The sequence below is a fragment of the Jeongeupia chitinilytica genome (assembly GCF_014652315.1).
In the GTDB taxonomy this organism is placed as follows: Bacteria; Pseudomonadota; Gammaproteobacteria; order Burkholderiales; family Chitinibacteraceae; genus Jeongeupia; species Jeongeupia chitinilytica.
The window spans coordinates 139,855-160,979 of the sequence record NZ_BMYO01000006.1; the positions used below are offsets into that span (position 1 = coordinate 139,855).

A 21,125-nucleotide genomic window follows, 5' to 3' on the forward strand; every position below is an offset into this window, starting at 1 on the left:
GTTTCCATTTCGGGGAGGCCACCATTCGCGACCGACGGAAACGGAGCCGAAGCAGACGTTGGTGCCCCGACAGTCAAGTCTGCATCGGCCGATGACCAGCCGGCGTTTCCTCATGGCTGGCGGCAAGTCGGCCGGAGCAGACGTTATGCGCCCGACCGTTCGGTCCGCGCCATGCCGGGAAACAGCCGGCCATTTGCAATGAAAACCGGAGCAAACCAATTTAATCCGACGGAGGTTGCGCTTCGCTCTCGAGGGGAACGATGAGACCGACTGCGGGTCCATCCGTATAGAGCGTGCAACGTCTCCCTAGCAGAAGGATCCTGCCATGATCCTGTATCACACTGACCCCGTTTCCCCGGTCATCGAGATTTCCGTCGAAGGCAAAATCACCGACCGCGATCTGCGCGAAGCCATCGAGCGCATGCGTGGCGATCTCGAACTGAACGGCAAGACCCGCGTGCTCGAGCGTATCGAGCATTTCACCGGCATCGAGCCAAGGGCGCTATGGACCGACATGACACTCGGCCTCTCTCTGGCCCGTAGGATCACGCGCGCTGCCGTGGTGGCCGACGCAGGCTGGATCCATGCCTCGATGCATCTGGCGCGGTTTTTTACGAAGGCCGACGTCAAAGCCTTCCACGTCAACGAGCTGGAACAGGCGCGCACGTGGATCAACGCCTGAGTTCCGCGCGGCTAGCCGCATAACAGGCCCAAGCTCGCAACGTTGCGTGAAATGCCGTGGTACCCCCCTGCTTGCTACATACCTGCGATGACAGCTATCCGATACGACAGTGGCCATACGTCATTGAAGGAGCCAGTGGCCGCTCCGGCCGCATCACAGACCGAACGGGTATCAGGAAGATTCGAGTAACAGCCGTACACGACCGGCCGTGTACGCTCCCATTCCTGATGGGAGCACCAAAAAACGAAAAGCCCCCTGCAACAGGGGGCTTTTGACGAAATCCCAAAAATCCAGAGATTTGGGAAATATCCAGATTTAGACAGGATCCTACAACGTCAGATATCGATGTTCCGCGCCACCAGCGCGTTCTGTTCGATGAAGTGCCGGCGCGGCTCGACCTGGTCACCCATCAGCGTGGTGAAGATTTCGTCGGCGGTGATGGCGTCGTCGACGCTGACCTTGAGCAGGCGGCGGACGTTGACGTCCATGGTGGTTTCCCACAGCTGCTCGGGGTTCATTTCACCGAGGCCCTTGTAGCGCTGGATCGAGACGTTGCGGCGTACTTCGCCGATCAGCCAGTCGAGCGCGTCCTTGAAGGTCGGCGCCTTCTGGCGGTTGTCGCCGCGGCGTACCTGCGCGTCCGGGCCGAGCAGGCCGGCGAGGGCGAGCGCGGTCTTTTTCAGCTGGGCGTAGTCGCCGCTCTGGATGAAGTCGTCGTCGATGTACTGCATGGTGATCACGCCGTGCAGCTTGCGTTCGATCTTCAGTTGCCAGCCTTCCTCGAGTGCGGCGGCTTCGATCGTGAACGCCGGATGGTTGACCGCGGCGGTCAGGCGGGCCGCGCCGTCCCGCGCTTCGGCTTCGGAGCCCAGCGAGATCGGTTCGATCATCAGCAGCGCCTGCAGGATGCTCGGGTCGAGGAAGCGGCTTTCGCGCTCGATCACCGCTTCGGTGACGAAATACTGCTTCGCCAGCGTTTCCAGCGCGTCACCGCCGATACCCGGACGGCCTTCGCCCGGCAGCAGTTCGGCATCCTTGAGTGCGGCGCGCAGCAGGTGCTGCTTCAGCTCGGCCTCGTCCTTCAGGTAGGTCTCGCTCTTGCCGTGCTTGAGCTTGAACAGCGGTGGCTGGGCGATGTAGATGTAGCCGCGCTCGACCAGCTCGGGCAGCTGGCGGTAGAAGAAGGTCAGCAGCAGGGTGCGGATGTGCGAGCCGTCGACGTCCGCGTCGGTCATGATGATGATGCGGTGGTAGCGCAGCTTGTCGATGTTGAACTCGTCCTTGCCGATGCCGCAGCCCAGTGCGGTGATCAGCGTGCCGACTTCCTGGCTCGACAGCATCTTGTCGAAGCGGGCGCGCTCGACGTTGAGGATCTTGCCCTTCAGCGGCAGGATGGCCTGGAACTTGCGGTCGCGGCCCTGCTTGGCGGAGCCGCCTGCGGAGTCGCCCTCGACCAGATACAGTTCGGACAGCGCCGGATCGCGCTCCTGGCAGTCGGCCAGCTTGCCCGGCAGGCCGATGCCGTCGAGGATGCCCTTGCGGCGGGTCAGTTCGCGCGCCTTGCGCGCGGCGTCGCGCGCACGTGCGGCTTCGACGATCTTGCCGCAGATGATCTTAGCGTCGTTCGGATTCTCGAGCATGAAGTCGGCCAGTGCCTGGCTGATGACTTCGGACACGACCGGGCCGATCTCGCTCGACACCAGCTTGTCCTTGGTCTGGCTGGAGAACTTCGGGTCGGGCATCTTCACCGACAGCACGCAGGTCAGGCCTTCGCGCATGTCGTCGCCGCTGGTCTCGACCTTGGCCTTCTTGGCGAATTCGCCCTGCTCGATGTACTGGTTCAGCGTGCGTGTCATCACCTGACGCAGCGCGGTCAGGTGGCTGCCGCCGTCACGCTGCGGAATGTTGTTGGTGAAGCACTGCACCGATTCCTGATAGGTGTCGTTCCACTGCATCGCCACTTCGACGGTCATGCCGTCCTTCTCGCCGATGGCATGGAAGATGTGCGGGTGCAGCACCGACTTGTTGCGGTTCATGTACTCGACGAAGCCGCTGACACCGCCGGTGTAGTTGAAGTTCTCTTCCTTGCCCTGACGACGGTCGATCAGCGTGATGTTGACGCCGTTGTTGAGGAAGGAGAGTTCGCGGATGCGCTTGGCGAGGATTTCGAAGTGGAACTCGACCACGCCGAAGGTTTCTTCCGACGCGAGGAAGTGCACCTCGGTACCGCGCTTGTCGGTGGTGCCGATGATCTTGAGCGGATCGACACGCTCGCCACGGCGGAACTCCATGCTGTGGGCGTGGCCGTCGCGGCGGATGGTCACGCGCAGCCAGTCGCTCAAGGCATTGACGACGGAGACGCCGACGCCGTGCAGGCCGCCGGAGACCTTGTAGCTGTTCTGGTCGAACTTGCCGCCGGCGTGCAGTTCGGTCATGACGATTTCGGCGGCCGAGCGCTTGAACTCGTCGTCTTCCTTGATCGCGGTCGGAATGCCGCGGCCGTTGTCCTCGACCGAGATCGAGTTGTCGGCGTGGATCACGACCCGGATCGTGTCGCAGTGGCCGGCCAGCGCCTCGTCGATCGCGTTGTCGAGCACTTCGAACACCATGTGGTGCAGACCGGTGCCGTCCTGGGTGTCGCCGATGTACATGCCCGGGCGCTTGCGGACCGCCTCCAGCCCCTTGAGGATGCGGATGCTGTCCGCGCCGTAGTCCTGGCCGTTCTGCTCGTTCGGAAGATCGCTCATATCGTCGTCGTGTCTCTGAAAATGCAAAAAGGCCAGGTTCGCCCTGGCCCGGCGTCATGCGGGGATCTAGATCCGCATCGGCATGACGATGTACTTGAAGTGCTCGTTGTCCGGAATCGTCACCAGCACCGACGAATTCACGTCACCGAAGCTGAAGTGCAGCGTTTCGGCACTCAGGTTGGTCAGCACGTCGAGCAGGTACTGGATGTTGAAGCCGATATCCAGCGGCGCGCCCTGATAGGCGACTTCGACTTCTTCCTGCGCCTCTTCCTGCTCGTTGTTGTTGCAGAGGATCTTCAGCAGGCCTTCGGTCAGCACCAGCCGGACGCCGCGGAATTTCTCGTTCGAGAGGATGGCGGCACGCTGCAGCGACGACAGCAGGGTGGTGCGGTCGATGGTCAGCAGCTTGTCGTTGTTCTGCGGAATCACCCGGTTGTAGTCGGGGAACTTGCCGTCGACGACCTTGGAATGGATGACGATGGTGCCGAAGCTGAACTTGACCTGGTTGCCGGCGATGTCGATCGCCACTTCGTCGTCGACGTCGCCGAGCAGCTTGTACAGCTCGAGGATGGTCTTGCGCGGCAGGATCACTTCGTTCTTGTCGAAGCTTGCCGACAGCTCGGTCGAGGCGAAGCCGAGACGGTGGCCGTCGGTGGCGACCAGCTTGAGGTGGCTGCCTTCGGTGACGACGAACAGGCCGTTCAGGTAGTAGCGGATGTCCTGGTGCGCCATCGCGTACTGGACACGGCCGAGCAGCGCCTTGAGCTGGCCCTGCGGCATGCGCAGCGTCGCCTTCAGGTTGGTGTCGACCGCCAGCGTCGGGAAGTCGCCCGCCGGCAGCGTCTGCAGCTGGAAGCGGCTCTTGCCGGCCTTCAGCGTCAGCCGGCCATCGGCCTCTTCGAGGCTGACGACGGTCTTGTCCGGAATCGCGCGCAGGATGTCGGAAAACTTCTTCGCCGACACGGTGATCGCGAAATCGTCGCCCGAAAAGCCTTCGCTCTGACGGCTCTCGATCTGGATTTCCAGATCGGTACCGGTAAACGACAGCGCATCACCGGCCTTGCGGATCAGCACATTCGACAGAATCGGCAGCGTATGACGGCGCTCGACGATCCCGGTGACCGTAGCGAGCGGTTTGAGCAGCGCATCGCGTTCAGCTTGCAACAGTTGCATGACATCCCATCCGCGAAAAATTTGTTAGAGGCGTAACCGCCGAATTTTACCTTAAATCAGCGCCGGCCGATGCCCGGCGGCACCGGCCCGGCTTCAGCTGCGCAGCATCTGCAGCAGCACCCCGTACTGGTGACCGAGCTCCTGGTCCTTCTGCCGCAGGTCGTCGATGGTGCGGCAGGCATGCAGCACCGTCGTGTGGTCGCGGCCGCCGAACGCGTCGCCGATCGCCGGCAGGCTCATCTGCGTCAGTTCCTTGGTCAAGGTCATCGCGACCTGGCGCGGCCGGGCAATATCGCGGGTGCGCTTCTTGCTGTGCATGTCGGCGACCTTGATCTTGTAGAAGTCGGCGACGGTCTTCTGGATGTTCTCGACCGAAATCAGCCGGTTGCCGGCGGCGAGAATGTCCTTCAGCGCTTCCTTGGCGGCTTCCAGCGTCAGCGGCTGGTTGGTGAAGCGCGAGTACGCGAGCACGCGCTTCAGCGCGCCTTCCAGCTCGCGCACGTTCGAACGGATGTGTTTGGCCACGAAGAAGGCGACGGTCGAATCGAGCTTGAAGTTCTCGCGCTCGGCCTTCTTCATCAGGATCGCCACGCGCATTTCCAGCTCGGGCGGCTCGATCGCGACGGTCAGCCCCCAGGAGAACCGCGACGTCAGCCGCTCCTGCAAGCCCTCGATCTCGCGCGGGATCCGGTCCGACGTCAGGATGATCTGCTTGTGGCCTTCGACCAGCGCGTTGAACAGGTAGAAGAATTCTTCCTGGGTCTTGTCCTTGCCGACGAAGAACTGGATGTCGTCGATCAGCAGCAGGTCGAGCGAATGGTAGTAGCGCTTGAACTCGTCGAAGGCCTTGTGCTGGTAGGCCTTGACCACGTCGGTCACGTACTTTTCGGCGTGGATGTAGCGGATCTTCGCCGCCGGATTGCGCTGGTGCACGAGGTTGCCGATCGACTGGATCAGGTGCGTCTTGCCGAGGCCGACGCCGCCGTAGACGAACAGCGGGTTGTAGCTCTCGCCCGGATGCTCGGCCACCTGCTGCGCGGCGGCGCGCGCCAGCTGGTTGGCCTTGCCGGTGACCAGCGTTTCGAAGGTGAAGTTCGGGTTGAGCCGCGTCGTTTCATGATTGGCCGCAGCGGCGGCAATCACCGGTTTGGGCGCCGGTTCCGGGCTGGCCGGGTTGCTGCTCGGCCGGCGCGGCGCGGCCGGAATGGCGTTTGCAGTCGCCGGGCTTGGTGCCGCCTTGCGTGCGGCACTGCCGACCTTGAGCGAAATTGCCGGTGCTTCGCCACCGCAGAAGCCGGCAGCGGCTTCCTCGATCAGACCGAGAAAGCGGTCACGGATGAACTGCAGGAAAATCTGGTTCGGAACGATCAGGTTGAGCGCGTCGTCCTGGGGCTCGGCCACCAGCGGGCGGATCCAGATGCGGAACTGGTCGGCGCCAAGGCGGCCTTCGAGTTCGGTCAGGCAATGGGCCCAGCAATTTTCGAGCGCGGACATAGAGGGGGGCCAGCCTCGCGACGATAGCAGGCCGCGCCGGAACGGTAATTCAGGCGGGCGAACCGGTGCGAAGCCGATGGCGGAGTGGTGATGGATCAGCCGGATTCTACCCCGAGACGGCGAAGTTATCCACAGGCATCCCGGCCGCACAGCCGACGAAAGGGTTGACAAGGCCTTGGCTTTATTGTGGAATCAATGGTTTACTGTCGATTTTGTCCGCTCAGGAATTCTAGTCATGAAACGTACTTTCCAGCCGTCCGTTATCCGTCGCAAGCGCACCCACGGCTTCCGCGCCCGCATGAAGACCAACGGTGGTCGCAATGTGATCGCTGCGCGCCGCGCCAAGGGCCGCGCTGTCCTGTCGGCTTAAGCCTGACGGTTGCGCCGGCATGGCGCCCGCTCTTCGCTACGGCTTCCCGCGGGTACTGCGCCTGCTGAAAACGGATGATTATTCATCCGTTTTTAGTTTGCGCTCGTCGTCGAGCAACGACTACTTCCAGGTGCTGGCCAGGCCGAACGGCCTGCCGCATGCACGGCTGGGCATGGTCGTCGGCCGCAAGACCGACAAGCGCGCCGTGGTGCGCAACTACATCCGCCGCAGCGCGCGCGAGGTATTCCGGCTGCACGCGGCCGAGCTGGCCGGCCTCGATCTGGTCGTCCGTTCACGCCGGGCCTTCGGCCGCGGCGAGGGCGCGGCGGCCCGGCAGGCACTGCTGACGCTGTTCCGCAAGCAGCGCGCCAGGCATGCGCCATGATCGGCCGGCTGTTCGGCGCACTGGCAATCGGCATCATCCGGTTCTACCAATGGTGCATCAGCCCGCTGATCGGCCCGCGCTGCCGCTTTACGCCGTCGTGTTCGCAATACGCCATAGAGGCAATTGTTAAACATGGCGCCGGGCGCGGCGGGTGGCTTACAATTCGCCGGCTTTGCCGCTGCCATCCCTGGGGCGGCTGTGGTCACGACCCCGTCCCCTGACTTTCCGAGTACACGATGGACACCAAAAGACTGATTCTCTTCATCGCGGTCTCGTTCGGCATCCTCTTCTTCTGGCAGAAGTGGATGGAGAAACGATACCCGCAGCTGAGCACGCCGCCTGCGGCGACCGCGTCGGCCACCGCCGCGGCCCCGGCCGCTGCCCAGCCCGAAACCGGTAAGCTTGCCAACGGCACGCGGATCACGGTGAAGACCGACCTGCTGACCGCCGAGATCGACACCAACGGTGCCGACCTGCGCAAGGTCGTGCTGAACAAGTACGGCGCGGTCAACGACCCGGCCAAGCCCTTCGTGCTGCTCGAGGACGACGGCGTGCACACCTATGTGGCGCAGACCGGCCTGATCGGTGACGGCCTGCCGACGCACAAGAGCGTGTTCACCGCGGCACAGACGAGCTACGCGCTCGCCGACGGCCAGGACAAGGTCGACGTACGCCTCGAAGCCGCCGGCCCGGACGGCGTCAAGGTCGCCAAGATCTATACCTTCAAGCGCGACTCCTACCTCGTCGGCGTCACCTACGAACTCGTCAACGGCGGCAGCAAGCCCTTGTCGGCACAGGCCTACTACCGCCTGCTGCGCGACGGCAAGGCACCGGAAGGCACCAGCACCGGCATGTTCGGCACGCACACCTTCACCGGGCCGGCCGTCTACACCGACGCGGGCAAGTTCCAGAAGGTCGATTTCGCCAAGCTCGACAAGGGAGAAGCGGACTACCAGAAGTCGGCCAAGGACGGCTGGGTCGCAATGGTGCAGCACTACTTCACCAGCGCCTGGATCACCTCGCCGAAGGACCAGCCGTCGATCTGTGCCGCCGATACCGGTTGCAGCTACGAGCTGAAGGCCGTGCCGGGCGGACTGTATTCGGCCGGCGTCGTCACCGCGCTGCCGCAGGTCGCACCGGGCGCCAAGCTCGACAAGACTGTCGAACTGTTCGTCGGCCCGCAGGAAACCCGCGTGCTCGACCGCGTCGCGCCGGGCTTCGACCTCGTCAAGGACTATGGCATCTTCACGATCTTCGCCAAGCCGCTGTTCTGGGTGCTCGACCAGATCCACAAGGTCGTCGGCAACTGGGGCTGGGCCATCATCCTGCTGACCATCCTGATCAAGGCGCTGTTCTATCCGCTCGCGGCGACCAGCTACCGGTCGATGGCGAAGATGCGCAAGCTCGCGCCGCGCCTGGAGCAGCTGAAGGAACGTCACGGCGACGACAAGATGAAGTTCCAGCAGGCCGTGATGGAGATGTACAAGACCGAGAAGGTCAATCCGCTCGGCGGCTGCCTGCCGATGCTGGTACAGATCCCGGTCTTCATCGCGCTGTACTGGGCGCTGATCGCCGCGGTCGAACTGCGCCAGGCGCCGTGGGCGCTGTGGATCCACGACCTGTCGGCCAAGGACCCGTACTTCGTGCTGCCGATCCTGATGGCGGTGACGATGTTCATCCAGCAGCAGCTGAGCCCGCCGCCGCCGGATCCGATGCAGGCGAAGATGATGAAGATCATGCCGCTGGTGTTCAGCGTGTTCTTCCTGTTCTTCCCGGCCGGTCTGGTGCTGTACTACGTGGTCAACAACGTGCTGTCGATCGCCCAGCAGTGGTACATCACCCGCAAGGTCGAAAACGAAGAGAAGGTCGCGCGCAATTCGTGACGCTTTTCGTGAAACGAAAAAAGCCGCCCAAGGGCGGCTTTTTTCATGGCAGCCGGCAGGTCAGACCGGCAGGGTCAGCCGCAGCAGTCCGTCGTCCAGCACCTGCAGCGACACACCGGCGAAATCGGCAACCCGGCCGATCACGCCCGGCTGTAGCGGCACATGGTCGCCGACGATGACGACGCGACAGCCGGCGGCCAGCGCCGACGCCACGCCGGCGGCGGCATCCTCGAACACGACACATTCGGCCGGATCGACCCCCAGCGCGACCGCGGCACGCAGGTAGGGCTCCGGAGACGGCTTGCCCTGGCTGACGTCCTCGGCCACCACCGCGACCGCCGGCCACGGCAGCGCACCGAGCCGGAACCGCGTCAGCGCGACTTCACGACCGGCCGAAGTCACCAGCGCCCATTGTGCCGGCGGCAGCGCGGCCAGCAGGTCGGCCGCCCCCGGGCGCACGGTCGCCTCGGCAGCGTATTCGATCTCCAGTGCGTCGAGCACCGCATTCTCGGTAGCGACGTCGAGGTGCGGCGCAACCCGGGCGAGCACGTATTCCGAGGTGCAGCCGTGGCAGATGTCGAGCACCGTCCGCGGTGCGATGCCGTGGTCGATGCACCAGCGGGTCCAGCCTTTTTCGACCGCCGGGGTCGAATCGACCAGCGTGCCGTCCATGTCCAGCAGCAGCGCCCTGGTGGTCAACGTCGTCATGTAGTGCTCCTTGTCCGTGCGGCGTAACGATGCCGCCAGCGTAGCGCACCGCCGGACGGCAAATCTCGTCGCACGGCGCAACTCTCTCTACAATCGGCTCATCGCAAGGGCAAATTTCTCACCGTGCTGATCAGGGAACACCTCGACTACCACGACCGGCTGCACTGGCGACTCGAATACCTCGACGTCGCACAGGTGCCGTTCCAGTGGCATTACCACCCCGAGTTCGAGCTGACGCTGACGCGGCATGCCCGCGGCGTGCGCTACATCGGCAGCGATGTCGAACGTTTCGACGAACTCGACCTGGCACTGGTCGCACCGAACCAGCCGCACACCTGGCACGCCGACGCACGCGCGGACGGCCGTCACCACGAAGTCGAAGTCATCCAGTTCACCGCCGAGTGGTTCGACAGCCTCGCCACCTTGCTGCCCGAACTCGATGCGATCGCGCGCTGGCTGGGCAGCATCCGCGCCGGTCTGGTCTTCGGCCATTCCAGCACCAGGGCCGCCGACCCGCTGTTCACCGCGGTACGCCAAGCCCGCGGTCCGGCGCGACTGCGGGCATTGCTGGCGCTGCTCGAGCAGCTCAGTACGGCCGCCGACGTCCGGCAGATCGGCGCCGTGATCGCCCCGCCGCCGGACGAGCCTCGGCTGGCTGCGGCGCTGGCCCACCTGTACCGGCACTACCGCGAACCGGTACGGCTCGACGAACTGGCGCGCATCGCCAACACCAGCGTCGCCACGCTGAAACGGCTGTTCGCCCTGCAGCCGCTCGGCAGTGTCAGTGCCTATCTGGCCGAACTGCGCATCGGTCACGCCTGCGATCTGCTGATCAACACCCGCCTCGCGGTCGAGATCGTCGCGCAGCAGAGCGGCTTTCCCAGCCCGGCACAGTTCTACCGCAGCTTTGCCCGCCACAAGGCCATGACGCCGGCCGCGTTCCGCCGCCGCTACCACTTGCGCGACGGCAGCAGGGCCAGCCCGTATCATCACGCCCATGAACACTGAAGCACACACCATGACGACCTCCGAACTGATCGCCGCCGTCGCCACGGCCCCCGGACGCGGTGGCGTCGGCGTCATCCGCCTGTCCGGGCCTAAGCTGCCGGCGCTGACGCAGGCGCTGATCGGCCGGACACTGACCCCGCGCCACGCCCACTTCGCCCGCTTCCGCGCCGCCGACGGCACGGTACTCGACGAAGGCATCGCGCTGTGGTTTCCGGGGCCGAACTCGTTCACCGGCGAAGACGTGCTCGAACTGCAGGGCCACGGCAGCCCGGTGGTGCTGGCGATGCTGCTCAAGCGCTGCATCGAGCTCGGCGCCCGTCACGCCGAAGCCGGCGAATTCAGCAAGCGGGCGTTCCTGAACGGCAAGCTCGACCTTGCCCAGGCCGAAGCCGTCGCCGACCTGATCGACGCGCAGTCGGAAGCCGCGGCGCGTTCGGCGCTGAAATCGCTCGACGGCGCGTTCTCGCGCGAAGTCCATCAGCTCGTCGACCAGCTGATCACGCTGCGCATGCTGGTCGAAGCGACGCTCGATTTCCCCGAGGAAGACATCGACTTCCTTGAAGCCGCCGATGCGCGCGGCAAGCTCGCCGGCATCGCCGCGCAGCTGCAGGCGGTACTGGCGACCGCAACGCAGGGACGGCTGCTGCGCGAAGGGGCGCACATCGTGCTGATCGGCCAGCCCAATGTCGGCAAATCCAGCCTGATGAACGCACTGGCCGGCGAGGACGTCGCCATCGTCACCGACATCGCCGGCACCACCCGCGACACGGTGCGCGAGCTGATCCAGCTCGACGGCGTGCCGGTGCACGTCATCGACACCGCCGGGCTGCGCGAGACCGACGACGTAGTCGAGAAGATCGGCATCGAACGCACCTGGGCCGCAATCGAACGCGCCGATCTCGCGCTGCTGCTGCTCGACAGTCGCGAAGGCGTCACCGCGCACGATCGGGCCATCCTCGACCGCCTGCCGGCAACGCTGCCGGTGCTGCGCGTCTTCAACAAGATCGACCTGACCGGTGAAGCGGGCGGTGAAGCCGGCGACCTGCGCGTCTCGGCCAAGGCCGGACTGGGTCTGGCTGCCCTGCGGCAGGCGCTGCTGGCCCGCGTCGGCTGGCAGGGCGAGAGCGACGCGGTGTTCATCGCCCGCGAGCGCCACCTTGACGCGATCCGCCGCGCCCAGGGCCACCTCGACAGCGCCGGAGCCGCCTATTTGCAGATCGAGCTGTTTGCCGAGGAATTACGGCTGGCGCAAAACGCCTTGAGCGAAATTACCGGTGCGTTCACGTCGGACGACCTTTTGGGTGTCATTTTCAGCCGGTTCTGCATCGGAAAGTAACGCCTACTTGGCGACAAATGACGAACTTTGATCGCCATTTCAATGCACATAACCGCATGATGATCTATTTTTTCGAAACCTGTTTTTCGGCGACGTTAAGCGAAGATCGCTCAAAATCGTCAGACGGTTTTTCCAGCCCGCTTCGCAGGCATCGATGGAAATTTGCAACCACGCGCTGAATAATCCGCCTTCTTCAATCCGGAACGGCTTGCTAGACTCGCCGCATCCAATGTTTCACGTGAAACCATGAGCACGCCACGCTACGACGAATCCGCGGTCAAGGTCCTCAAGGGGCTCGATCCGGTCCGGCACCGGCCGGGGATGTACACCCGCACCGACAACCCGCTGCACATCTGCCAGGAAGTGATCGACAACGCCGCCGACGAAGCGCTCGGCGGCTATGCGAAAACGATCCGGGTGACACTGTGGCGCGACCAGAGCCTGCGCGTGTCGGACGACGGCCGCGGCATTCCGGTCGGCATCCATCCGGAGGAGGGGGTCCCGGCGGTCCAGCTGGTGTTCACGCAGCTGCATGCCGGCGGCAAGTTCGACAAGAAGGACGGTGGCGCCTATGCATTCTCCGGCGGCCTGCACGGCGTCGGCGTGTCGGTGACCAACGCACTGTCGACCCGGCTCGAAGTCGAAGTAAAGCGCGACGGCGCGCAGCACCGCATCGTGTTCGCCGGCGGCGACGTCGTCGAGCCGCTGGCCGTCACGGGCAGTGCGGCGAAGAAGGACACCGGCACCACGGTCACGGTCCGGCCCGACCCGCAATATTTCGACTCGGCGGCCATTCCGCAGGCCGAACTCGAACACCTGCTCAAGTCCAAGGCCGTACTGCTGCCCGGTCTCGTCGTCAGTCTCGATCTCGAACAGGCCGGCGGCGAATTCGTGCGCCGCGAGTGGACCTATCCCGATGGCCTGACCGGCTACCTGACCGAACAGCTCGCCGGCTACGAGACGCTGACGCCGATCCTGCGCGGCGAAAAGTATGCCGACGGTGACGACGACACCTTCGCCCCCGGCGAAGGCTGCGCGTGGGCGTTCACCTGGAATCCGGAAGGCCCCGTCAATCGCGAATCCTACGTCAACCTGATCCCGACCCCGGCCGGCGGTACGCACGAGTCCGGTCTGCGCGACGGCGTGTTCCAGGCAGTGAAAACCTTCATCGAATTCCACAGCCTGCTGCCCAAGGGCGTGAAGCTGCTGCCCGAAGACCTGTTCGGCCGCTGCTCCTTCGTGCTGTCGGCCAAGGTGCTCGACCCGCAGTTCCAGGGCCAGACCAAGGACAAGCTGACCAGCCGTGACGGCCTGAAGCTCGTCTCGACCATGGTCAAATCGCCGTTCGAGCTGTGGCTGAACGAACACGTCGAACTGGGGCGCAAGCTGGCCGAGCTGGCGATCCGTGCCGCGCAAAGCCGGCAGAAGAGTGCACAGAAGGTCGAGAAGAAGAAGTCGTCCGGCGTCGCCGTACTGCCGGGCAAGCTGACCGATTGCGCCTCGGACGAAGGCGAGCGCTGCGAGCTGTTCCTCGTCGAAGGCGATTCGGCCGGCGGCTCCGCCAAGCTGGGTCGCGACAAGGACTTCCAGGCGATCCTGCCGCTGCGCGGCAAGGTGCTCAATACCTGGGAAGTCGACAAGGACCAGATCTTCGCCAACAACGAAGTCCACGACATCGCGGTGGCGATCGGCGTCGACGCGCACGGCCCTGGCGACACGCCGGACCTGTCCGGACTGCGTTACGGCAAGATCATCATCATGTCCGACGCCGACGTCGACGGCTCGCACATCCAGGTACTGCTGCTCACCCTGTTCTACCGCCATTTCCCCAAGCTGATCGATGCCGGCCATGTCTACGTCGCCCAGCCGCCGCTGTTCCGCGTCGACGTTGCCGGCAGCGGCAAGCAGAAGCCGCCGCGCAAGTTCTACGCGCTCGACGACGGCGAACTCGGCGCGATTCTCGACAAGCTGCGCGCCGAGAAGGTACGTGAAGGCGCGTGGAGCATTTCGCGCTTCAAGGGCCTCGGGGAAATGAACGCCGAGCAGCTGTTCGAGACGACGATGAATCCGGATACCCGCCGGGTGCTGCGCGTCGGCATCGCCGACGACGTGTCGCAGAACACGCGCGAACTGATGAACATGCTGATGGGCAAGGGCGAAGCCAGCAGCCGCCGTGCCTGGCTCGAAGCGCGCGGCAACGAGGTCGAAGCCGACCTGTAACCGTCAACAAGAACACGATGAAACACCTGTCGCTTTTACTCGCATCACTCGTGCTCTCGGGCTGTGCCTCGCAACAACCGGTCATGCTGGCCAACACGTCGCCGGCAGCAACGCGCTTCACGCTCGAAGACCGCCGGCTCGACGTTGAAAAGACCAACGAGATGCTGTCGTACCTGATCACCAGCTGCGACTACGGCATCACCCGGATCGGCGACAGCCGGACCGATCCCGACAAGGTCGCGGTGCTGAAAAGCGATCTGCAGGCGCTCGCCGGCGACCGGCTCGAAGGCCGGCATCTGAAACTGCAAAGCTATACGGTTCATCTCAACAACGCGGTGATGTTGAAACAACAAGTCGGCAGTTTCAGCGGCGCCTATGCGGGGCTGCTTGGTAGTGGCCTGTTTATGGCGATGACCGAGATTGGTTGCAGCAAGGATCAGGTCTCGGGCGGGTGGTACACCGCCGACGAAGTGAGCAACGCGTGGCCGCCGGTGATCGCCGAGGCGACGCTGAGCGTCGACGGCGCGTCGTACCGGAGCCGCGTCGTCGCGACCGCGGCAAACAACACCGAAACCTTCGCCGAACTGTATCGCCGCGTGTTCCGGCAAATCGCCGAGCGCTTCGCCGAACAGCTGGAGTAGTTTGCCGGCGTTGTCGGCGTATGCCGTTGAAGTACAAGCGGACGGACCGACGCGCTATCGTGCGAGCACCTCATCGCCAAGGATTCGTCATGCTTGAACCGGCCATCACCGATTGGTTCGAAACGCGCGCGCTCGACTGGTTCGGCGAAGTTCCCGGAGTCGACACGGTCATCGACGGGTTCTACGGTCAGGTCTGCATCGTCCGGCTCGCCAGTGGCGAGCGCCGCGTGGTCAAGCGTTTCCGCATTGCCGGCTTCGCGCCGCACGAGGCGCGCGCAATGCAGGCACTGCGTGCCGCCACACCGGCGGCGATTGCCGTGCCGCAACTGCTGCATTTCGAGACCGCCGCCGAACACGGCTGGGACGCCTTCGTGATGGACCATGTCGCCGGGGTCAACGCCACCGAAACCCCGGCCGAGTCCGCCGATGCACTCGCCGCCGACATCGTCGCGCTGCAGCGGCACTGGCACGCGCAGACCGCCACGGCGTTCGAAGGCCTCGACGGCTGCCGCTTTCCGAGCTTTGCGGCGAGTTACCATGCCTATCTGGCCGCCCGGCGCCGTTTTCTGGAAAAGGCCGACGGCTTCGACACCGCGCTCAAGGCGCGGCTGCTGGCCACGCTGGCCCACGTCGACACGCTGCTGGCGCCGATCGCCGACGATCCGCCGGCCTTCATCCACGACGACGGCCATGCCGGCAACTATCTGGTCGATCCGCACACGTGGCGTCTCGTCGCAGTGATCGATCCGGCCGGCGCGCGATTTGCCCACCGCGAACTCGACCTGTTCCACCTGCCCGATGCGCGATCCGATTTCCGGCTGCTCGAACGCTATCTGGAAACGGAGCCACCGGCGCCGCTCTGGCCGGCACGACGCTGGCTGTTCAGCCTGTGGGATGACATCAAGCACGCCGAATTCACCGGCTGGCGCGACGATGCGTGGTTCGAACGCAAACTCGCCGCCTTCCACGACGAGCTGGAGCAGCCATGATCGAACTTCGCCCGGCGGGAACCGCCGACGCAGCCGAACTGGCGACGCTGCTGCACGAATCGGTGCGCCGTGCCGGTCGCGCGGCCTACAGCGAGGCCGAATGTGCCGCCTGGTCGCCCTCCGTACCCGATCCGGCAGGCTTTGCCGCGGCCATCGCCGATCCCGGCGGCGTGGTGCTGGTCGCCGTCGACGCGGGTGTGATCGTCGGCTTCGGCAGCCTCGGTCCGACGCCGGATCATCTCGACATGCTTTACGTCCGTCATGACCGGGTCGATCAGGGCATCGGTACGCAGCTGGTCACCACACTTGAAGCCGCCGCGCGCGCTCGGGGTGCAGGCGCGCTGCATACCGAGGCCAGTCGCCTGCTCAGGCCGAAACTGGCCTGGCTCGGCTATGCGCTGGTCGACACCGAATGGGTCATGCGGCACGGCGTGCCGATCGAACGCTTCCGGATGTCGAAGCGCCTGTAGCGCAAGAGGGGAGGGTCAGCCCGGCAAGGCGACCGCGTTGTGGTCGCCGCCACGCCAACGGCGGACAATCTCGCCGTCGCGCCCGGCCGGCTCTCCTGCCGTCGGATCGATCAGTGCGCGGAACAGCTGCTGCCGCTCCGCCAGCGTGCCGAACTGCCGGCCGATCGCCTCGGCCTGCTGCATGGCCTGCTGGCTCGCCAGTGACACCCGCGCGGCATCGTCGCGCAGGACGCCCAGGTCGCTGCTGGCTTCGCCGACCTGAACCAGGCTGGCGTCGACCTCGGCCACCAGCGTGCTGATGCCGTCGCGTGCATCGCCGGTCCGCTGCCGGATCGCACCGACAAGGCCGGTGATTTCGGCGGTCGCGGCGCCGGTCCGTTCGGCAAGCTTGCGGACTTCGTCGGCCACGACGGCAAAGCCGCGACCGGCCTCGCCGGCACGTGCGGCCTCGATCGCGGCATTCAGCGCCAGCAGGTTGGTCTGGTCGGCGATTTCCTTGATCATCTGCACGAAACGGGTGATGTCGGACGATTGCGCGTCGAGCGCGTCGATGTCGTCACGGCAGCGCGTCGTCGTCGTGCCGAGCCCGGCCAGCCGCTCGCGCGCCGTCGCGACCGCGGTCGCGCCATGCGCGGTCCGTGCACTCAGGCCGTCGGCCTGCTCGCGCAGCGCCGACGCCTCGCCGGCGACACCGTCGAGCATCCCGGCCACGGTATTCATCGCTTGATCGTGCTGCGCCAGTGCCGGCGACAGCTTTGCCAGCGGCGGCTCCGGCCGGACCGGGGTGATCTGGCTCAGGAAGGTCGTGTCGCGTTCGTGCTTGTCGACCAGCGCCCTGAGCCGCGCATTGTCGGCGCGCAGCGCCCGCACTTCGTCCTGCAATTGCGCCTGTGCGGCCTTGTTGCCGAACCATTCGCCAAACACCATGTTTTCCCCGTTTCCTTACCGCACGCATCCGCGTGCGTTTGCATCATGACCGGCATCCAGTATGCCGCGACCCCATGTCGGGACGCATCAGGATCGACTGATATGTTGCCCAATCGACCACAGAGCCCCCAGCCCGGCCGATCGGACAAGCTGGGGATTTCGCCAAGTCTGCCCCGGGGTCCATTTCCATAAAATGACAAGCAAATTAACCCCACCTTTCTTGATCCGGATTGCGGCTGGCCCGCACCGGCGTGCCGGCCACTTCGCCCGGCCAGACCCGGAACCCCCTTCATGAGCAAACTCGTCGCCACCGGCGTCGTCCTCGCCGCGATTGCGGCTGCCGGCACGTGGTATTACACGCGTCCTGTCCCGGTACCGGTCACACCGGAAGCCGCCGTACCGCAGCGTACGCTGCGCATCGCCCTCGAAGGCAAGTACCCGCCGTTCGAATACGTCGATGCCGACAAGCAGCTGGTCGGTTTCAACATCGACATTGCCAACGCCCTGTGCGCCGAAATGCAGGCCCGCTGCGAGTTCAAGCGCTACGACTGGGAACAGCTGATTCCGGCACTGACGCGCGGCGATGCGGACGCGATCGTCTCGTCGATGTCGGTCACGCCCGAGCGCGAAAAACAGGTGCTGTTCACCGACGTCTATTCGCGCGTTCCCGGTGCCTACATCGCCCGCAAGGACAGTCGCATCATCTGGCCGGTACTCACGGCCGAACGGCTGCGCGACCAGCGCGTCGGTGTCGCCGCCGACACCACGTTCGCCGACTATCTGAAGCACGAGATCGAACCGGGCCACGTCAAGGTGGAACGCTTCCCGTCGGCCGAAGACACGTTTGCCGCACTCGATGCCGGCAGGATCGACGTGCTGTTCGGCGACAGCGCGGTGCTGACCGACTTCCTGCGCAAGCCGGCCAACGCCGAGCGCTACGAACTCGTCGGCGGCAAGGTCCAGGCCAGCCGCTGGCTGGGGCAGGGCGAAGCGATAGCGCTGCCGCCGGGCAAGACCGCACTGCGCGACGAATTCAACAAGGCGCTGCGCAAGCTGATCGCCGATGGCACGCACCAGCAGCTGCAAAACCAGTACTTCGTGTTCCGGGTGCTCGAGTAGCCGGTGTTTCACGTGGAACGGTCGTGAAACCTCGGCAAGGCTCGGGCTACAATGCGCTCTGCCTGATTCACATTCCTTGCCTTCCATGTCCGACTTCGACGAACTGACCGTCCCAGAAACCGCACCGGCCGCCGACGACGGCGGCAATCGCCGCTACGTCAGCGCCGCCGTGTCGACCCAAGCGCCCGACGACGGCGAATCGGTCCAGCTCGGCCTGTACGCCGAGCGCAGCTACCTCGAATACGCGATGAGCGTGGTCAAGAGCCGCGCGCTGCCGCAGGCCGAAGACGGCCAGAAACCGGTACAGCGCCGGCTGCTGTACGCGATGCACGAGATGGGCCTGACCGCGACGTCCAAGCCGGTGAAATCGGCGCGCATCATCGGCGACGTGCTGGGCAAGTTCCACCCGCACGGAGACCAGTCGGCGTACGACGCACTGGTACGGATCGCACAGGACTTCTCGCTGCGCTATCCGCTGGTCGACGGCCACGGCAACTTCGGTTCGCGCGACGGCGACGGCGCCGCCGCCTATCGCTACACCGAAGCGCGGCTGAGCCCGATCGCCGAGCTGCTGCTGTCCGAACTCGACGCCGGCACCACCGACTTCATTCCGAACTACGACGGCGCCTTCGACGAGCCGGTACTGCTGCCGGCACGGCTGCCGATGCTGCTGCTCAACGGCGCATCGGGCATTGCCGTCGGCATGGCGACCGAAATTCCGCCGCACAACCTCGGTGAAGTCGCCGATGCGGCGATCGCACTGATCCGCCAGCCGGGGCTCGATACCGCCGCACTGCTCGAATACATCCAGGGGCCGGACCTGCCCGGTGGCGGCCAGATCATCTCGTCCAAGAAGGACATCGTCGCCGCATACGAGAACGGACGCGGCAGCCTGAAGACCCGCGCACGCTGGGAGAAGGAAGAACTCGCGCGCGGCCAGTGGCAGATCGTCGTCACCGAACTGCCGCACGGCACGTCGAGCCAGAAGGTCCTCGAGGAAATCGAGGAGCTGACGAACCCGAAGATCAAGAAGGGCAAGAAGACGCTGACGCAGGAGCAGGACCAGACCAAGAAACTGCTGCTGTCGTCGCTCGACCGCGTCCGCGACGAATCGGGCAAGGACCAGCCGGTACGGCTGGTGTTCGAGCCGAAGTCGTCGCGCCAGAATGCCGACGAGCTGATGACGCTGCTGCTCGCGCACACCTCGCTGGAAACCAATCTGTCGATCAACATCGTCGCGATCGGCCGCGACGGCCGGCCGGGGCAGAAGAGCCTGCGCGACCTGATCGCCGAGTGGATCTCATTCCGCTTCGACACGGTACGCCGCCGCACCGAACACCGGCTCGGCAAGGTCGACGACCGCATCCACATCCTCGAAGGCCGGATGGTCGTCTTCCTGAACATCGACGAGGTGATCCGCATCATCCGCGAATCGGATGACCCCAAGGCGGCGCTGATCGCGCGTTTCAACCTGTCCGATCGCCAGGCCGAAGACATTCTCGAAATCCGCCTGCGCCAGCTGGCGCGGCTCGAAGGCATCCGGATCGAGCAGGAGCTCGCCGACCTGCGCAAGGAAAAGGACGAACTCGAACACCTGCTCGGCAATGCCGGTGCAATGCAGAAACTGGTCATCAAGGAAATCGAAGCCGATCGCAAGAAGTACGCCGATCCGCGCCGGACCCTGATCGAACAGGCTGAAAAGGCCGTGATCGAAGTCTCGGTCGTCGACGAACCGACGACGCTGATCCTGTCCGAAAAGGGCTGGATCCGCTCGCGCCAGGGCCACGGCATCGATCTGGCCAGCCAGAGTTTCAAGGACGGCGACCAGCTGCTCGCGGCGATCGAATGCCGCACCGTCGACAACGTCGCGCTGATCGGCTCAGACGGCCGGGTCTACACGATCCAGGCGGCCGTGGTGCCGGGCGGCCGCGGTGACGGCGTACCGGTGACGACGCTGGTCGATCTGGCGGCCAAGAGCCGCATCGTCCAGCTCTTCACCGCCGGCAACGACGAATGGCTGGTGATCGCCAACTCGGCCGGTTACGGCTTCGCCTGCCAGTTCGACAACCTGCTGAGCCGGCAGAAGGCCGGCAAGAGCTTCATCAGCGTCGACGAGGGCGAAACCATCCTCAGGCTGGCGACGTTTGTTCCACGTGAAACGTCGCTGGTCGCCTGCCTGTCGAAAGCCGGCAAGCTGCACCTGTTCCCGTACGGCGAATTCAAGCAGCTCGCCGGCGGTGGTCGTGGCGTGATCACGATGGCACTCGACGACAAGGACGAACTCGCCGGCATCACCGTCTGCGACGGCGAGACGCTCAGACTCACCGGTGCAGGCCGTGGCGGCAAGGTGACCGAGCTGATCCTCGACGCCAACGGCATGGCTCCCTATGTCGGCAAGCGTGCGCGCAAGGGCAAACCGATCGCGCTGAAGCTGCCGGGCTTCTGATGAACCCGACGCTCGCCGCCACCTGGCAATCGCTCGGCATCGCCGAGTCGGTTCTCGCCGAAAAACGGCTGACGCTGTACGACGATGCCGACGAACTGGTGATCGCCGAAATCGCCGACGATGGCCGCGAGTGGCGGCTGACGCCGGCCGCCTGCAATGCCTGGCGGACGATGCAGACGGCAGCGGCGACCGACGGGGTGACGCTGCGCATCGCGTCGGCATGGCGCGGCATTGCCCGACAGGTCGAACTGATCCGGACCAAACTCGACCGGGGCGAGAGCATTGCGGCCATCCTCGAACGGCTGGCTCCCCCCGGCTGCAGCGAACACCACACCGGTCGCGCCGTCGACATCTACGAACCGGGCGGCCCGGTGCTCGAGGAAGCATTCGAAACGACAGCCGCGTATGCGTGGCTCGACCGGAATGCCGCCCGCTTCGGTTTCACGCTGTCGTTTCCACGCGGCAATCCGAATGGCTACGTCTACGAGCCCTGGCACTGGTGCTACCGGGCATGACGACACAAAGCC

Annotated in this window: 19 protein-coding genes; 14 read left to right on the plus strand and 5 right to left on the minus strand. The window is 64.9% G+C overall.

From position 1 onward, the window contains the following. Positions 1-325: 325 nt before the first annotated feature. Entirely contained in the window at positions 326-682 is a 357-nt protein-coding gene (locus IE097_RS12045; RefSeq protein ID WP_189461064.1) for a SpoIIAA family protein, read from the plus strand. A gap of 335 nt (positions 683-1,017) precedes the next feature. Here the strand turns inward: IE097_RS12045 and gyrB are convergent, their stop codons facing one another. From gyrB to dnaA, 3 genes are all read right to left on the minus strand, one after another. Then, positions 1,018-3,429: a DNA topoisomerase (ATP-hydrolyzing) subunit B gene (gene gyrB, locus IE097_RS12050; protein ID WP_189461066.1), complete on the minus strand. Its 2,412-nt coding sequence runs from the start codon at positions 3,427-3,429 to the stop codon at positions 1,018-1,020. 66 nt (positions 3,430-3,495) lie between these two features. After that, on the minus strand, positions 3,496-4,602 hold the full coding sequence (gene dnaN, locus IE097_RS12055) for a DNA polymerase III subunit beta (protein WP_189461068.1): 1,107 nt from the start codon (positions 4,600-4,602) through the stop codon (positions 3,496-3,498). A 93-nt stretch (positions 4,603-4,695) separates the two neighbouring features. Then, the gene (gene dnaA, locus IE097_RS12060; protein WP_189461070.1) at positions 4,696-6,096 is read right to left on the minus strand and encodes a chromosomal replication initiator protein DnaA; all 1,401 of its coding nucleotides are present in this window, start codon (positions 6,094-6,096) and stop codon (positions 4,696-4,698) included. A gap of 235 nt (positions 6,097-6,331) precedes the next feature. Here dnaA and rpmH point away from each other — a divergent pair, with 235 nt between their 5' ends. Genes rpmH through yidC form a run of 4 tightly spaced genes read left to right on the plus strand, consistent with a single transcriptional unit; the run spans position 6,332 to position 8,734 of the window. Beyond that, on the plus strand, positions 6,332-6,466 hold the full coding sequence (rpmH, locus tag IE097_RS12065; protein WP_189461072.1) for a 50S ribosomal protein L34: 135 nt from the start codon (positions 6,332-6,334) through the stop codon (positions 6,464-6,466). A 19-nt stretch (positions 6,467-6,485) separates the two neighbouring features. Beyond that, positions 6,486-6,851 (plus strand): ribonuclease P protein component, encoded by a 366-nt coding sequence (rnpA, locus tag IE097_RS12070; protein ID WP_189461075.1) that lies wholly within the window; start codon positions 6,486-6,488, stop codon positions 6,849-6,851. Continuing rightward, positions 6,848-7,072, plus strand: a complete 225-nt coding sequence (gene yidD, locus IE097_RS12075) for a membrane protein insertion efficiency factor YidD (protein ID WP_189461077.1) — start codon at positions 6,848-6,850, stop codon at positions 7,070-7,072. The genes rnpA and yidD overlap by 4 nt, the downstream gene beginning before the upstream one ends. 15 nt (positions 7,073-7,087) lie before the next feature. Continuing rightward, positions 7,088-8,734 (plus strand): membrane protein insertase YidC, encoded by a 1,647-nt coding sequence (gene yidC, locus IE097_RS12080; protein WP_189461079.1) that lies wholly within the window; start codon positions 7,088-7,090, stop codon positions 8,732-8,734. Between the two features lie 60 nt (positions 8,735-8,794). Here yidC and IE097_RS12085 read toward each other — a convergent pair whose 3' ends face one another. Then, entirely contained in the window at positions 8,795-9,442 is a 648-nt protein-coding gene (locus tag IE097_RS12085; RefSeq protein WP_189461081.1) for an HAD-IA family hydrolase, read from the minus strand. 123 nt (positions 9,443-9,565) lie between these two features. On the opposite strand from IE097_RS12085, the gene IE097_RS12090 reads away from it, so the two are divergent. From IE097_RS12090 to IE097_RS12115, 6 genes are all read left to right on the plus strand, one after another. Next, positions 9,566-10,450 carry a helix-turn-helix domain-containing protein gene (locus IE097_RS12090; RefSeq protein ID WP_189461083.1) on the plus strand — a complete coding sequence of 295 codons (885 nt, stop codon included), beginning with the start codon at positions 9,566-9,568 and terminating at the stop codon, positions 10,448-10,450. Positions 10,451-10,460: 10 nt separating this feature from the next. Further along, positions 10,461-11,786, plus strand: a complete 1,326-nt coding sequence (gene mnmE / locus IE097_RS12095; RefSeq protein ID WP_189461085.1) for a tRNA uridine-5-carboxymethylaminomethyl(34) synthesis GTPase MnmE — start codon at positions 10,461-10,463, stop codon at positions 11,784-11,786. Positions 11,787-12,032: 246 nt separating this feature from the next. After that, positions 12,033-14,006, plus strand: a complete 1,974-nt coding sequence (parE, locus tag IE097_RS12100; RefSeq protein WP_189461087.1) for a DNA topoisomerase IV subunit B — start codon at positions 12,033-12,035, stop codon at positions 14,004-14,006. 17 nt (positions 14,007-14,023) lie between these two features. Continuing rightward, positions 14,024-14,647, plus strand: a complete 624-nt coding sequence (locus IE097_RS12105; RefSeq protein ID WP_189461089.1) for a hypothetical protein — start codon at positions 14,024-14,026, stop codon at positions 14,645-14,647. An 89-nt stretch (positions 14,648-14,736) separates the two neighbouring features. Beyond that, positions 14,737-15,636: a protein kinase family protein gene (locus IE097_RS12110; RefSeq protein WP_189461091.1), complete on the plus strand. Its 900-nt coding sequence runs from the start codon at positions 14,737-14,739 to the stop codon at positions 15,634-15,636. Continuing rightward, positions 15,633-16,106: a GNAT family N-acetyltransferase gene (locus IE097_RS12115; RefSeq protein ID WP_189461093.1), complete on the plus strand. Its 474-nt coding sequence runs from the start codon at positions 15,633-15,635 to the stop codon at positions 16,104-16,106. The genes IE097_RS12110 and IE097_RS12115 overlap by 4 nt, the downstream gene beginning before the upstream one ends. Positions 16,107-16,121: 15 nt before the next feature. On the opposite strand, the gene IE097_RS19630 is transcribed toward IE097_RS12115, so the two are convergent. Next, a complete protein-coding gene (locus tag IE097_RS19630) occupies positions 16,122-17,033 on the minus strand; it encodes a methyl-accepting chemotaxis protein (RefSeq protein WP_373295744.1) in 912 nt (303 codons plus the stop codon). A gap of 291 nt (positions 17,034-17,324) precedes the next feature. Between IE097_RS19630 and IE097_RS12125 the strand changes: the two genes are divergently transcribed. The 3 genes from IE097_RS12125 (at position 17,325) to IE097_RS12135 (ending at position 21,113) form a co-directional block, all read left to right on the plus strand. Next, a complete protein-coding gene (locus tag IE097_RS12125) occupies positions 17,325-18,152 on the plus strand; it encodes a transporter substrate-binding domain-containing protein (protein WP_189461095.1) in 828 nt (275 codons plus the stop codon). A 169-nt stretch (positions 18,153-18,321) separates the two neighbouring features. Next, positions 18,322-20,598: a DNA topoisomerase IV subunit A gene (parC, locus tag IE097_RS12130; RefSeq protein WP_373295747.1), complete on the plus strand. Its 2,277-nt coding sequence runs from the start codon at positions 18,322-18,324 to the stop codon at positions 20,596-20,598. Then, positions 20,598-21,113: a M15 family metallopeptidase gene (locus tag IE097_RS12135; protein WP_189461099.1), complete on the plus strand. Its 516-nt coding sequence runs from the start codon at positions 20,598-20,600 to the stop codon at positions 21,111-21,113. Before parC ends, IE097_RS12135 begins: the two co-directional genes overlap by 1 nt. The last annotated feature ends 12 nt before the right edge of the window (positions 21,114-21,125 follow it).

Excerpts from the sequence above, each read along its gene's own strand:
- IE097_RS12045 (WP_189461064.1), top strand. The coding sequence starts at position 326 with ATGATCCTGTATCACACTGACCCCGTTTCCCCGGTCATCGAGATTTCC.
- IE097_RS12110 (WP_189461091.1), top strand. The coding sequence starts at position 14,737 with ATGCTTGAACCGGCCATCACCGATTGGTTCGAAACGCGCGCGCTCGAC.
- dnaN (WP_189461068.1), bottom strand. The coding sequence starts at position 4,602 with ATGCAACTGTTGCAAGCTGAACGCGATGCGCTGCTCAAACCGCTCGCT.
- IE097_RS12105 (WP_189461089.1), top strand. The coding sequence starts at position 14,024 with ATGAAACACCTGTCGCTTTTACTCGCATCACTCGTGCTCTCGGGCTGT.
- IE097_RS12115 (WP_189461093.1), top strand. The coding sequence starts at position 15,633 with ATGATCGAACTTCGCCCGGCGGGAACCGCCGACGCAGCCGAACTGGCG.
- IE097_RS12125 (WP_189461095.1), top strand. The coding sequence starts at position 17,325 with ATGAGCAAACTCGTCGCCACCGGCGTCGTCCTCGCCGCGATTGCGGCT.
- gyrB (WP_189461066.1), bottom strand. The coding sequence starts at position 3,429 with ATGAGCGATCTTCCGAACGAGCAGAACGGCCAGGACTACGGCGCGGAC.
- rnpA (WP_189461075.1), top strand. The coding sequence starts at position 6,486 with ATGGCGCCCGCTCTTCGCTACGGCTTCCCGCGGGTACTGCGCCTGCTG.
- dnaA (WP_189461070.1), bottom strand. The coding sequence starts at position 6,096 with ATGTCCGCGCTCGAAAATTGCTGGGCCCATTGCCTGACCGAACTCGAA.
- mnmE (WP_189461085.1), top strand. The coding sequence starts at position 10,461 with ATGACGACCTCCGAACTGATCGCCGCCGTCGCCACGGCCCCCGGACGC.
- yidC (WP_189461079.1), top strand. The coding sequence starts at position 7,088 with ATGGACACCAAAAGACTGATTCTCTTCATCGCGGTCTCGTTCGGCATC.
- IE097_RS12135 (WP_189461099.1), top strand. The coding sequence starts at position 20,598 with ATGAACCCGACGCTCGCCGCCACCTGGCAATCGCTCGGCATCGCCGAG.
- IE097_RS12085 (WP_189461081.1), bottom strand. The coding sequence starts at position 9,442 with ATGACGACGTTGACCACCAGGGCGCTGCTGCTGGACATGGACGGCACG.
- yidD (WP_189461077.1), top strand. The coding sequence starts at position 6,848 with ATGATCGGCCGGCTGTTCGGCGCACTGGCAATCGGCATCATCCGGTTC.
- IE097_RS19630 (WP_373295744.1), bottom strand. The coding sequence starts at position 17,033 with ATGGTGTTTGGCGAATGGTTCGGCAACAAGGCCGCACAGGCGCAATTG.
- parE (WP_189461087.1), top strand. The coding sequence starts at position 12,033 with ATGAGCACGCCACGCTACGACGAATCCGCGGTCAAGGTCCTCAAGGGG.
- rpmH (WP_189461072.1), top strand. The coding sequence starts at position 6,332 with ATGAAACGTACTTTCCAGCCGTCCGTTATCCGTCGCAAGCGCACCCAC.